The organism is Thalassotalea montiporae (genome assembly GCF_053485855.1).
In genome coordinates this window covers 267,167-279,543 of sequence record NZ_JBQRUO010000005.1, presented here as the reverse complement: position 1 = coordinate 279,543, position 12,377 = coordinate 267,167, and the positions used below count along the sequence as shown (strand labels likewise).

The window sequence follows — 12,377 nt, the reverse complement described above, 5'->3', positions numbered from 1 at the left end:
CAGAAGTGAAATGCAACTGCGCCGATGGTAGTGTGGGAGGTCCCATGTGAGAGTAGGTCATCGCTAGGCATCTAATTAAGAAAAGCCCCTGTCTTATGACAGGGGCTTTTTCGTATTGGCTACTTAAAAAACTTTAGCGACAATAGCGTTGCAGTACCACCTGATCCCTCGGCAACTGCTCCTTGCGTTGTCCTAATCACCTACATCCATGTAGGGAATGCGCTATTACCAAAAAAGGCTGAAGTGACCGCTCTTGAGCATCCATGCTCTCGCGGCATTAGTGCATCCTTGCACGTCAAATGCAACGTGTGTCTATGGTCCATGGGAGGTTCCATGTGACAAAAATGTCGGGAACATTTTTGAGCGCACTTGTGCGACCCGTAGGGTCGAAGGCAGGATGCCTGTAATAAAGTAGGTCATCGCTAGGCACTTAATTAAGAAAAGCCCGTAGCTAACGCTACGGGTTTTTTGCATCTATAGCCTTTAAAAATTTTACTGCAGCATCGCTCAGTGAAATTAACCCTTGAGCACCACCTAAACATATTGTCCACTCCCCTAAACTGACACAGGCATAATTAGAGTTTACTGCAACGCTTTAAGCGGGAGACAACTATGAAAAAATCACGTTTTACAGAATCTCAGATCATCGCTGTACTAAAAGAAGGTGATGCGCTGCACCGTTTCGCTCGCCACACACTTAACTGATTAAATAACTTAGTCAGAGTGTGGCTGAATTAAATTTGCTAAGCTATTTGGTTGGTATTTGACGCCGCTGTTACCAGTTGTATTGATAAAGTAGAGAGATAATGTTCAGCCCGTCGTTATTCTTATTGGTATTAGCGTTGGAGTAGTGTGAGAAAGATAAAGCTATTTGATGATTAGGATTTGCTCTAATTCCAACTTCGAATTTATCTTCAAACATCCAATTACTACCTAGTCTTCTGTTTCCCCAGCGCGTTTGATCAACGTAAGCGGCGCCTATCCCAAATTTGATAAACCACCATTGGTCTTGCTGTCTGAGTGGGTAATTGAACATTGGAATAAGAGCACCTGTTTTTAAGTCAGGGCCATACAAGTTTTGCCAAGATGCGGCTGAAACATCAAGTGTAAGATAGAGGTTGTTTCGTTCTAGTAGCCCTATATTTGTGGGGGGCTTGAATATAAGACCAAGCTTTTGGGTGTCAGATCTGTCTTTAGCTGTCGACTCTCCAATTGCATAGTAAAGGCTATGAGCGCTTACACTGCTTTGTGCAATTAACACTACCAACAATAATAATAATTTCATTGAACAAACATAATAAGACGGCTTACTTAAACCTTAGAATAAAATTAACTTGCTAGCGAACTTGTCAGGTGGGATTTAACGCTATTTTAGTTAAGATTTTTAACTTGTTGGGTGATAAAATCTATTTATGTATTTTCGTTTAACTCCCCTTTAAGAATGGCAATAAACTGGTTCCCGGGTCATATGCACAAGGCCCAAAAAGAGATCAAAGAAATCCTACCGACAATTGATGTTGTAATTGAAGTATGTGATGCACGCTTGCCGTTTAGCAGCGAAAATCCGATGATCACTGAAATTCGCGGTGACAAACCATTGATCAAAATTCTCAATAAGTCTGACTTAGCTGATCCAGTAATGACTAAAGTATGGTTGGACTACTTAGACGCCCAGCAAAATGTGAAGGCGATTGCTTTGACCACTGAGTCTCCGTCTATTGCAAAACAAATTCCTCAGTTGATCAGAAAGCTAGTGCCGCATAAAGATGAGACAGGCAAACAAATTAATGCTGTGATCATGGGCATACCCAATGTTGGTAAATCGACATTACTCAATACGCTAGTGGGTAAAGCAAAGGCGAAAGTGGGTAACGAACCTGCGGTAACCAAAGGTCAGCAACGTATTCGACTAGAAGATGGCTTATATCTTTATGACACGCCTGGCATGCTATGGCCCAAGATAGTAAATGAAAATAGTGGTTATCGTTTAGCAGTAACCAGTGCCGTCAAAGATACAGCTTTTGATCATGAAGAAATCGCTTGTTTTGCTGCTGAATATTTATTGGAGGCATATCCTGAGCGATTAAAAGAGCGTTACAAGCTTGATGAATTGCCACTTACGGAAGTTGAACTGATTGAGGAAATTGGTCGTAATCGCGGCTGTGTGAAAAGTGGTGGTTATGTCGACTTCCATAAGGCCTCAGCTATCTTAGTGAATGAAATTCGAGATAAAACGCTGGGCGAACTTACTTTTGAAACTCCTGAAATAGTGGAAAAAGAAATCATCCACTTTAATGAGTTAGAAGAAAAGAAAATAGCTGAACGTGAAGCACGCAAAGAAGCTCGCGGTCGTGGCCGTAAAAATAAACCGAAAAAGAAAAAGAGATAAACACATGACAGATGTTCAATTAAATGAATTCCAACTTCATGAGTTATTGGTGCGCGATGGTATCGAATTAATTGACTTACCACTGAGTAAATTACTTTTGATGAATGACTCGCAATACCCTTGGTTTGTTTTGGTTCCTAGGGTGGAAAATATTAAAGACATTTATCAGTTAGACTGGGAGCAACAGCAGCAACTGCAGAATGAATCCAGTATGTTAAGCGAAATATTAATAGAGCTTTTTCAGGGTGACAAAATGAATGTAGCAGCCCTTGGTAATGTTTGTTCGCAATTACATATACATCACATTGTACGCTTTGCAAATGACCCTGCTTGGCCAAAACCGATTTGGGGTGAATTGCCTATGAGACCATACACTGAAATAGAAGTTGAACAACTGAAAGCTAAAGTACTACCCAGTATAGAGGCAGTACTAGCCAACAATTAAAATGCCACAGTATTAAGTAGCTTTTTAAGGGTTAGGCGACCCGCTGCGCGTTATTGCTGACCTGATCAAGCGATTGTTTTAGGTCAGCAATTAGATCTTCAACATATTCTAGGCCAACTGAAATACGTATTAGCGTGTCGCTGATCCCAGCATCTAGTCGCTCTTCTTGTGAGTAAGGAGAATGCGTCATTGAGGCGGGGTGTTGAATTAGCGATTCTGCATCTCCTAAGCTTACCGCTATTGAAAAAAGTTTCATGCGGTTAATTAAAGCCGCTCCTTCTGCAATATCCCCTTTAATCTCAAAGGCGATAACACCGCCAGCAGCTTTCATTTGCTTACCTATAAATTTATATCCTTGGTGTTCTTTTAGACCCGGGTAGTGAACTTTGTCTACCATAGGGTGTTGGGCTAGAAACTCAGCGACTATCTGTGCGCTTTTACAGTGCTGCTCTACACGAATAGGTAAAGTCTTTAATCCTCTGAGTATCAGCCATGCATCGTGTGGGCTAATCGTTGCTCCGATATCTTTTAACACGCTTAGCTTGATATGGCTGATCATATCAGCTGAGCCGCAAATGATACCGGCGACAACATCACCATGACCATTTAGATATTTAGTTGCACTATGAACAATAAGATCGAAGCCAAATTGGGCTGGTTGTTGCAAGATTGGGGTTAAAAATGTGTTGTCGATAATGGAAATAATCTGATGTTCTTTGGCTAGCTTTCCGATAGCTTCAATATCAAGTACCACTAAATTGGGGTTAATGGGCGATTCTAAGAAAATCACCTTGGTATTGAATTGAATTGACGCTTCTATGTTGTCGATGTTTGTCATATCAACAAACGTGACCTCAATTCCCCATTTAGTTAATTGATGAGCCATTAATGCATATGAACAGCCATAAACGGCTTTAGAAGCAATTAAATGGTCACCAGCAGACAAATTAGCTAACAAGGCGCCAGATACAGCCCCCATGCCTGTAGCGGTTGCAGCCGCGTCTTCCATTCCCTCCATTGCAGCAACGCGCATTTCTAGTTGACGAGTGGTTGGATTACCTAAACGGGTATAAATAAAGCCGGCTTCCTCACCTGCAAAGCGATTAGCGCCTTGCATAGCATTATCGAATATAAACGTTGATGTTTGATAAAGCGGTGTCGCTAGTGAGCCAAACTGCTCATCGTTAATGCGTCCAGCATGAATAGCTTTCGTGGCAATATGCTTGCTTAATGTCATGGTCAACTCCAAGTCTACTTATTGTTGTTATTTTCCTAAGGATTCCAAAGACAAAGCAAATTATGAGCCTAAAAATAAAAGTATATTTAACAAAGGGGTAGCGTTAACCAATTCAAACCGTGTCACAAAAATATTACGTAAGAAAATAACAATCAGCATAGTGAAATGTAAGTTTTTATTGCTAGGCATAATGTTTACTTGATGTCTTGGTTGATAATCGACCAATAGTTAGCAATACTTCTATGTAATAAAAAAGTGACACGTATCAAAAAAATTACATGCGATTTGAAGTGTACTCAACCGATCGACTTGGTATTAGTCAGGAAATATTGAATGAACTGGCTAATCTAGGCCTAAATATTAAGGCAATGGAAGTTGCCAGTGGTGTTATTTATCTGAATATTGAAAGCCGAGATTTAGACTTTGAAACTATTCAGCAATCAATATCAAAGGTAGATGGCGTCAGTCTTTGCCAGCAGCTCGACCTGCTGCCTAGCGAGCTAAAGCAGCAACATTTACAAGCACTACTTAAACGCATTCCCGACCCCATCTTTGATCTTGATACCGCGGGGCAAGTCATCTCATGTAATCATCATAGTCATATCTATTTGTCGCGCCCAAGCGAGCAAGTATTAGGGATTACGCTTACAGAACTTAGGCAGAAAGCCGCCTTTAGCAGAGATGTAAGCTTTGAAGAACAAACTTTCCAAGCTGAAGTTACTCCCTTATGGATTGATGGTGTTTTTAGCGGTGCTGTTGTTATGCTTAAATCGCTAGATAAAGTTGCAAATCAATTATCCAACTTTCAACAATCCATTAGTTTTAACGGTATGGAAGATATTGTCGGTGATTCACCACCGATTCTTCAGGTCAAAGAGCAGCTTTTCAAGTTTGCGGGGCTAGATTTACCGATATTGATAAATGGCGAAACAGGTACAGGTAAAGAGCTGGTTGCTCGCGCAATTCACCTGCAAAGTCATCGTAAAGACAAACCATTCTTAGCGATTAACTGCGCGGCGCTACCTGAACAATTACTTGAGAGTGAGCTATTTGGCTATGTTGCTGGTGCTTTTACAGGGGCAAGTGCCAAAGGTAAACCAGGGTTATTTGAGTTAGCAAATGGCGGCACGGTATTTCTCGACGAAATTGCAGAAATGTCAGTTTACTTGCAAGCAAAATTATTACGTTTTTTGCAAGATTATAGCTTTCGAAGATTGGGTGGAGATAAGGAAACACAAGCGAATGTGCGAATTATCTCTGCTAGTCATCAACCGTTTGAACAACTCATTGCCCAAGGCAACTTTAGGCAAGATCTATACTATCGGCTTAACGTGTTAAATCTTGTGCTCCCACCGCTTAAGGCCAGAGTCGAAGATATTAAACAACTATGTGATCATTTTATTTGCCAAGCTTGCGAGCAAACCAAATTAGCTAAACCAGAATTGCTGCCAGATGCGCTTAGCGTTTTGCATGCTTACAACTGGCCAGGAAATATTAGGCAGCTACAAAATGTGATGTTTAGGCTAACGGCATTAAATAGTGGCAAACAAATAACCGCGCCAATGATCAAGCAAGTGCTGAATCAATTTACATCAACATTTGATGACAAGGCTGCGGTTGATTCATTAAACGTTATGGAGGAAGGGGAAACATCAAATTGGTTGAGTGTAGATAATTGGCAAGAAGCGCAATCTCGGTTTGAAAGTAGCTTATTGAAGGCGCTTTATCCGCATTTCCCTAGTACACGTAAGCTTGCACAACGGCTAGCTGTTTCCCACAACAAAATTGCGATAAAGCTGAGGCAATATGGCATCCAAATAACAAATTAAAATTGCCAAATATCCAGTAAAGTATTTTAATTCAATGATGTACTATAAAGGTTTAGATAAAGTGTTTTAGGGTTTATTAGATTTCAAGGAAACTCGCGATGAAAGGACACCACGTAGCAATCGCGCTAAGCGTAGTATTTACGATTTCAGTTTTTATGTATTTAATTAATACCAGCGAAATTGAAACATCTAATGTTGTACCTCCCGAGGAGCTAAGCATTGCAGTGACCAACAATCAGTTGGAAGTAGCTGAAATAAAACGAAGTCAGGCTAACCCGCAGCAACCCACTAACGATGTAAATACTTACCTAATTTTACCAACGATAACTGATGACATAGAAGCAAGAGCCAGTGATATAGATTGCTCCCTTGATTATTCAAGGCCAACTAAAGTAAGGCTTGAACAAAATTTGGATTACTTTAACTCCTTAGCCAGTGCTGACAGTATAGATGAAAGGCTGTATCACGCATTGTTTGCTACTACGACTGAAGGAAGCAGCAAATTTGATCAGCTTTATAATCATTTCCAGCAAGATCAAACGAGTCCCTTGTTATCAAATGCTTTACTCAATTTGTGTGCTGAGTCACTTGACGAACGCTGTGATAAAGCACTTATTGAACGCCTTGTAATAGTTGATAAATATAACGGAATGGCTAGGTTATCAGCTGCAGCTTTCTATGCGAATAGCGGCGACGATATCGCATTTACAAATAACGTTGAAGAATTAGCAAAAACTGCTTTTTTCAATGAAAGGCATGGAGAATGGGCACTTACTTATGTTCAGGCATTATCAGGGGAAGAAGGTGCTAATTTTAATTTGGATGCTATGGTAGGTATTGGTATCCACTCGACAACGATAATACCAGTAATGCCAATAATAGACTGGTGCGAAGCTGACTTAGACAACAGCGTTAAAGCTGATACTTGCATGAAGTTAGGGCAGGAGCTAACTGCTCGCGGTACTCTAGAAATAACTCGTTCAATAGGCTCGGCATTGCAAAGTACAGTGTATCGACATTATGGCGATAAGGAGTCGTTAGATTTATTAGATGAGAGACGTAAAGAATTCTTGAAAATAAGAACCGATGAAAGTTTCAATACAGCTGAAATGATGATGTTCTCGGATGAGTCTTTAATGCGTCAATTTCTTCATAACATAGACAATATTGGCGAACTAGAAGCGATAAAGTTAGTGATAGACGAAAATCAGTCCTCAGTTGCGAAATATCAACAAAATTGTCGTGCTAAAGCTGACACCCAAGCTGAGATTAGAGGTTCTTAATTGAACACATAATCTTGGTTCTAAACCAATGTATAACTGCCAGAGAGGTTAAGGGCTATTAGCGGCAACACAAGACTCTGGCAGTTTGATTTATATCAGACTCAGATAGAATGTTATTGTTGCAATAGTTGAAACAGCAATTGTTTAACAAACTGTGGTTCAAACGGCTTGTCACACAGTGCATTAACACCGTCTTGCTCAATATTCGCTAAGTGAGTTTCGCTACTTTCACTGGTTACCATTAGCACAGGAAGGTGCGATTGTTGGCTTTGCTCGCGAATGTATTTCGTCAGCTCTCTGCCGTCAACTTCTGGCATGTTGTAGTCAGTAACCACAATATCAAACATATTGTCTTCTAAGATACCAATGGCTTGTTTACCATCTTCTGCTTCCGTTACTTTTTGTAGTCCAAGGTTGTTAAGCACTCGTCTGATGTGGTTACGGGCAAGAGTACTATCATCGACCAGTAATACGCGAATGTCGTTAACATCAAAGTAGTCTAACTCCATTTCATCCGGTGATAGCAAATCAATGGTAGTGTTAATAGCCGCACTTAAGTGTTCAGGCGTAAAAGGCTTAGGCAACAGGGCAACAACGCCTGATTGTTTAAACTCTTCCAAGCTTTCTTTTTTGTATTCGCTGGAAACCAACATAAAGGCAATATCAGCGTGCTTGTCACTGGTTTTTATATGTTTGAGCACATCAAGTGCAGTGCCGTCATCAAAATACATCGCACTGGTGATTAAATCGGGTGGATGACGATCGACAATCGCAATACTTTCGGCAACATTGTTCGCGGTGGTAATTTGTGTAATTCCAGCCTTTTCTAATTCGCCAACAATAATTTTACGTTGAGTGTCCGAGGGCTCTATCAATAAAATAGAGAGTTCGCTTGGGGTAATATTTGCCATTACTGCTTCCGTTTATTTTTATACTTAATTCTCTTGTGTAGCAAAAAGGTTAGCCGCCAATAAACTTAACTTTAAAACCTTCTTTTTCTAGCACTGTTTTGATCACGTCGCGCTTGTCTCCTTGCACTTCGATGGTTTCACCAACGACGCTACCACCTGTGCCACAGCTTTTTTTTAGCTTGCTGGCTAGGTTCTTTAATTCCTTTGCTGCTAAGCCTAGACCGGAGATCACCACAACGCCTTTCCCTTTTCTGCCTTTTGTTTCTCGGCGCACTTTGGCAAAGCCATCACTTGGGGTAACGGTCTCTTCGGTTTCTTCTTTGATTCGACCTTTATCGGTGGAGTAAACGAGGGTAGATAATTGATCTTGCCAAGACATAGGCGTAACTGCTTTTGATGAAATTTAGGCAATTATAACCACAATCCAAATAACAGGCGAAAAAAAACCAGCGATTCTAATCGAACTCGCTGGTTTTTTGATTTACGCCAAACTTTAGAAAAGCTTAGCTTCAGCTAAATAAGCTTCAAGCGATAACTTATAGCTTACCTTCTAATTCAGGTAATGCTTCGAATAAGTCAGCTTCTAGGCCGTAGTCAGCTACTTGGAAAATAGGTGCTTCTGGATCTTTGTTAATCGCAACAATCACTTTCGAGTCTTTCATACCCGCTAAGTGTTGAATTGCACCAGAAATACCCACAGCAATGTAAAGGTCAGGAGCAACAATTTTACCCGTTTGACCTACTTGCATGTCGTTTGGTACGAAGCCAGCATCAACCGCTGCACGAGATGCACCGATTGCTGCGCCAAGCTTGTCAGCAATGCCTTCAAGTAGTTTGAAGTTGTCGCCATTTTGCATACCACGACCACCAGAAATAACTACCGGTGCTGCACCAAGGTCAGGGCGCTCTGATTCAGTTAGTTCGTCAGAAACGTGGCTAGAAATACCTGCGTCAGTTGCTTGGCCTAGGGCTACAACTTCTGCATTACCGTCAGTTGCTACTGCGTCGAAAGCAGTTGCACGAACTGTGATTACTTTCTTAGCATCTAAGCTTTGTACGGTTGCAATTGCGTTACCCGCGTAGATTGGGCGAACGAATGTGTCAGCACTTTCAACACCAATGATGTCAGAAATTTGAGCAACGTCTAATAACGCTGCAACGCGTGGCATAAAGTTCTTACCCGTAGTAAGTGCTGTTGCGATGATTGCGTCATAGTCTGCTGCTAATTCAGTAACTAGTAACGATACGTTCTCTGCAAGCTGGTTTGCGTAAGCAGCATTGTCTGCCACTAGTACTTTTGCAACACCACTTACCTTTGCTGCTTCTTCAGCAACTGCGCCGCAGTTGTGGCCTGCAACTAAAAGGTGAATGTCGCCGCCAATTTTTTGAGCTGCCGCAACAGTTTTTAACGTTTCAGCTTTTAAGCTGCTGTTGTCGTGTTCTGCGTAAACTAAAATCATGAGATCACCTTCGCTTCAGTTTTTAACTTCTCAATTAATTGGTCAACAGACTCAACCATAATACCAGCGCTGCGCTCTGCAGGTGGTGTTACTTTGATTACGTTAGCACGTGGGCTTAAGTCGATACCAAAATCGGCAGCGGCTTTAACATCTAAAGGCTTACGCTTAGCTTTCATGATATCTGGTAATTTTGCGTAACGTGGTTCGTTCAAACGAAGGTCAGTTGTCACAATTGCAGGTAGGTTAAGCGCTACAGTTTGCAGACCACCGTCAACTTCACGAGTAACGTTAACTTTGTCGCCTTCAACTTTAACTTCAGAAGCGAATGTACCTTGTGGCATACCTGTTAGCGCACCTAACATTTGGCCAGTCTGGTTGTTGTCTGAGTCAATTGACTGCTTACCAAGAATTACTAGTTGTGGCGCTTCTTCTTCAACCACTTTTTGTAGCAATTTAGCGATGTTGATTGAATCTAAAGACTCTTCAGTTTCAATGCGGATAGCGCGGTCAGCACCAAGCGCTAGCGCTGTACGAATTTGCTCTTCACACTTCTTGTCGCCGATAGACACAACAACAACTTCTGTTGCTGTACCAGCTTCTTTTAAACGTACAGCTTCTTCTACTGCGATTTCACAGAATGGGTTAACCGCCATTTTTACGTTAGCTAAGTCAACATCTGAATTGTCAGGTTTAACACGCACTTTGACGTTATAGTCAATTACGCGTTTGATGGGTACTAATACTTTCATCATCGCCTCTGTTTGTTTCTTGTCATGTTAGAGATGCCAATACCTTTGTATTAACATCATTATTTGAGTAAACGCTCGACAGACTACTTTCAGTTTACGGTTACGTCAATGTCACAATTATCTAATCTTTAGACTCGATTGCGCAAAATCAATGGTTAACCAGTAAATTGTTACTTACAGGATAGTATTTGTCGGCAAAATATCTATAATGGGTTGATATTATCAAACGCATGTTTGAAATTCAAACGAGTGTTTGAATGACGCGGAACAAAACATTCAAGGGGGAATTATGGAACGCGAATCGATGGAGTTTGATGTCGTCATCGTGGGTGCCGGTCCATCAGGTCTAGCTACAGCTTGTCGTATCATGCAGCAAGCTCAAGAAAAAGAACAAGAGTTAATGGTATGTGTGGTTGAGAAGGGCTCTGAAGTCGGTGCACATATACTCTCTGGTGCGGTATTTGAGCCAAGCTCGCTTACTGAACTTTTCCCTGATTGGAAAGAAAAAGGTGCGCCGTTAAACACGCCAGTAACCGGTGATGACATTTATTACTTTAATGGTGAAAATAGCGCACACAAATTACCGGGCTTTATGACGCCAAAGACTATGCACAATGAAGGTAACTACATTGTCAGTATGGGTAATATTTGTCGTTGGTTGGCTGAACAAGCTGAAGAGCTGGGCGTGGAAATTTTCCCTGGCTTTGCTGCGCAAGAAGTGATTTACAACGAAGATGGCAGCGTGGCAGGCATTATTACTGGCGATATGGGCTTAGATCGCGAAGGTAATGAAAAAGATTCATTTATGCCGGGTATGGAGCTTCGCGCTAAGTACACTGTATTCGCTGAAGGTTGTCGTGGTCATCTAGGTAAAGAGCTGATTAATAAGTTCAACTTAAGCGACGGTAAATCGCCACAACACTACGGTATTGGTTTTAAAGAAATCTGGGATATTGACCCTGAGAAGCACCAAGAAGGCTTAGTGGTTCACTCTGCTGGCTGGCCATTAAGCAATGACACTGGTGGTGGTGGTTACTTATACCACGCGGAAAACAACCAAGTGTTTGTTGGTTTAATTGTTGATTTAAGCTACTCAAACCCGCATTTAAGCCCGTTTGAAGAGTTCCAGCGTTACAAGCATCATCCAAAAATTAGCCAGTATTTAGAAGGCGGTAAGCGTGTTTCTTACGGTGCACGTGCACTTGCTAAAGGTGGTTTTAACTCATTGATCAAGCAAACGATGCCTGGCGGTATTATCGTTGGTTGTGATGCTGGCACCATGAATGCAGCAAAAATCAAAGGTAACCACGCGGCGATGAAATCTGGCCTATTAGCGGCTGAAACGATTGTTGAAGCGCTAGCAAGTGGCGATGAAGGCGGCAAAGACCTAACGACTTACGATGAGAAGTTTAAAGCGTCTTGGTTATACGAAGAGTTGCACAGCACGCGTAACTTCACACCTTCAATGCACAAACTAGGTACATTCTGGGGTGGTGCTTACACGACTATCGACCAAAATTTCTTTGGTGGTAAATTGCCGTTTAACTTCCGTGATGACTCACTTGATCACGCGCAATTAAAATTGGCAAGTGAAGCACCTGTGATTGAATACGCTAAGCCAGATGGTAAATTAAGCTTTGACCGTTTATCTTCTGTGTTCTTATCGAACACTAACCATGAAGAAGAGCAGCCGTGTCACTTAAAATTGGCTGATGCAACCATCCCAATGACAGTAAACATGGAAAAATATGCCGAGCCTGCACAGCGTTACTGTCCAGCTGGCGTATACGAAGTGCAAGAAACTGAAGACGGCAAGCAATTTGTGATTAACGCACAAAACTGTATCCACTGTAAGACGTGTGACATTAAAGACCCAAGCCAGAATATTACCTGGGTAGCACCAGAAGGCACGGGCGGTCCAAATTACCCGAACATGTAATTTAGCGATTGTTACCGACAAAACTACGCTAAGAAAACTGTGCTAACAAAAACCACTTCAATTGAAGTGGTTTTTTTATGGCTATTGAAATGTGGAGTACATCTTAGTAGACGCTATTCAACGTCAGAAATATTT

The 12,377-nt window shown here is 41.5% G+C and carries 11 protein-coding genes; 5 read left to right on the top strand and 6 right to left on the bottom strand.

Annotated features, from left to right (window positions below):
* Nucleotides 1-775: 775 nt before the first annotated feature.
* Nucleotides 776-1,285 (bottom strand): acyloxyacyl hydrolase, encoded by a 510-nt coding sequence (locus ACSLUR_RS15375; RefSeq protein WP_448556003.1) that lies wholly within the window; start codon nt 1,283-1,285, stop codon nt 776-778.
* 156 nt (nt 1,286-1,441) lie between these two features.
* Here ACSLUR_RS15375 and ylqF point away from each other — a divergent pair, with 156 nt between their 5' ends.
* The gene (ylqF, locus tag ACSLUR_RS15370; protein WP_448556001.1) at nt 1,442-2,389 is read left to right on the top strand and encodes a ribosome biogenesis GTPase YlqF; all 948 of its coding nucleotides are present in this window, start codon (nt 1,442-1,444) and stop codon (nt 2,387-2,389) included.
* A gap of 4 nt (nt 2,390-2,393) precedes the next feature.
* Complete coding sequence (locus ACSLUR_RS15365; RefSeq protein ID WP_448555999.1) at nt 2,394-2,834, top strand: HIT domain-containing protein; 441 nt, start codon at nt 2,394-2,396, stop codon at nt 2,832-2,834.
* 31 nt (nt 2,835-2,865) lie between these two features.
* Here ACSLUR_RS15365 and megL read toward each other — a convergent pair whose 3' ends face one another.
* Entirely contained in the window at nt 2,866-4,071 is a 1,206-nt protein-coding gene (gene megL / locus ACSLUR_RS15360) for a methionine gamma-lyase (RefSeq protein ID WP_448555997.1), read from the bottom strand.
* Between the two features lie 278 nt (nt 4,072-4,349).
* Here megL and ACSLUR_RS15355 point away from each other — a divergent pair, with 278 nt between their 5' ends.
* Nucleotides 4,350-5,900: a sigma 54-interacting transcriptional regulator gene (locus ACSLUR_RS15355; RefSeq protein WP_448555995.1), complete on the top strand. Its 1,551-nt coding sequence runs from the start codon at nt 4,350-4,352 to the stop codon at nt 5,898-5,900.
* 98 nt (nt 5,901-5,998) lie between these two features.
* On the top strand, nt 5,999-7,183 hold the full coding sequence (locus tag ACSLUR_RS15350) for a hypothetical protein (protein WP_448555993.1): 1,185 nt from the start codon (nt 5,999-6,001) through the stop codon (nt 7,181-7,183).
* A gap of 113 nt (nt 7,184-7,296) precedes the next feature.
* Here the strand turns inward: ACSLUR_RS15350 and ACSLUR_RS15345 are convergent, their stop codons facing one another.
* The 4 genes from ACSLUR_RS15345 to ACSLUR_RS15330 all read right to left on the bottom strand — a co-directional run bounded on the left by ACSLUR_RS15345 (nt 7,297) and on the right by ACSLUR_RS15330 (nt 10,303).
* Nucleotides 7,297-8,094: a response regulator gene (locus tag ACSLUR_RS15345; protein WP_116018113.1), complete on the bottom strand. Its 798-nt coding sequence runs from the start codon at nt 8,092-8,094 to the stop codon at nt 7,297-7,299.
* A 49-nt stretch (nt 8,095-8,143) separates the two neighbouring features.
* Nucleotides 8,144-8,473 (bottom strand): SUI1 family translation initiation factor, encoded by a 330-nt coding sequence (locus ACSLUR_RS15340; RefSeq protein WP_116000675.1) that lies wholly within the window; start codon nt 8,471-8,473, stop codon nt 8,144-8,146.
* A 157-nt stretch (nt 8,474-8,630) separates the two neighbouring features.
* On the bottom strand, nt 8,631-9,554 hold the full coding sequence (locus tag ACSLUR_RS15335; RefSeq protein WP_448555990.1) for an electron transfer flavoprotein subunit alpha/FixB family protein: 924 nt from the start codon (nt 9,552-9,554) through the stop codon (nt 8,631-8,633).
* Complete coding sequence (locus ACSLUR_RS15330; RefSeq protein ID WP_116002413.1) at nt 9,551-10,303, bottom strand: electron transfer flavoprotein subunit beta/FixA family protein; 753 nt, start codon at nt 10,301-10,303, stop codon at nt 9,551-9,553. Before ACSLUR_RS15330 ends, ACSLUR_RS15335 begins: the two co-directional genes overlap by 4 nt.
* Nucleotides 10,304-10,592: 289 nt before the next feature.
* Between ACSLUR_RS15330 and ACSLUR_RS15325 the strand changes: the two genes are divergently transcribed.
* Nucleotides 10,593-12,242 (top strand): electron transfer flavoprotein-ubiquinone oxidoreductase, encoded by a 1,650-nt coding sequence (locus tag ACSLUR_RS15325; RefSeq protein WP_448555988.1) that lies wholly within the window; start codon nt 10,593-10,595, stop codon nt 12,240-12,242.
* The last annotated feature ends 135 nt before the right edge of the window (nt 12,243-12,377 follow it).

What these genes read in the sequence shown, in the direction of transcription:
- megL (WP_448555997.1), bottom strand. Translation starts at nt 4,071, where the DNA reads ATGACATTAAGCAAGCATATTGCCACGAAAGCTATTCATGCTGGACGC.
- ACSLUR_RS15355 (WP_448555995.1), top strand. Translation starts at nt 4,350, where the DNA reads ATGCGATTTGAAGTGTACTCAACCGATCGACTTGGTATTAGTCAGGAA.
- ylqF (WP_448556001.1), top strand. Translation starts at nt 1,442, where the DNA reads ATGGCAATAAACTGGTTCCCGGGTCATATGCACAAGGCCCAAAAAGAG.
- ACSLUR_RS15330 (WP_116002413.1), bottom strand. Translation starts at nt 10,303, where the DNA reads ATGAAAGTATTAGTACCCATCAAACGCGTAATTGACTATAACGTCAAA.
- ACSLUR_RS15365 (WP_448555999.1), top strand. Translation starts at nt 2,394, where the DNA reads ATGACAGATGTTCAATTAAATGAATTCCAACTTCATGAGTTATTGGTG.
- ACSLUR_RS15350 (WP_448555993.1), top strand. Translation starts at nt 5,999, where the DNA reads ATGAAAGGACACCACGTAGCAATCGCGCTAAGCGTAGTATTTACGATT.
- ACSLUR_RS15325 (WP_448555988.1), top strand. Translation starts at nt 10,593, where the DNA reads ATGGAACGCGAATCGATGGAGTTTGATGTCGTCATCGTGGGTGCCGGT.
- ACSLUR_RS15375 (WP_448556003.1), bottom strand. Translation starts at nt 1,285, where the DNA reads ATGAAATTATTATTATTGTTGGTAGTGTTAATTGCACAAAGCAGTGTA.
- ACSLUR_RS15340 (WP_116000675.1), bottom strand. Translation starts at nt 8,473, where the DNA reads ATGTCTTGGCAAGATCAATTATCTACCCTCGTTTACTCCACCGATAAA.
- ACSLUR_RS15345 (WP_116018113.1), bottom strand. Translation starts at nt 8,094, where the DNA reads ATGGCAAATATTACCCCAAGCGAACTCTCTATTTTATTGATAGAGCCC.
- ACSLUR_RS15335 (WP_448555990.1), bottom strand. Translation starts at nt 9,554, where the DNA reads ATGATTTTAGTTTACGCAGAACACGACAACAGCAGCTTAAAAGCTGAA.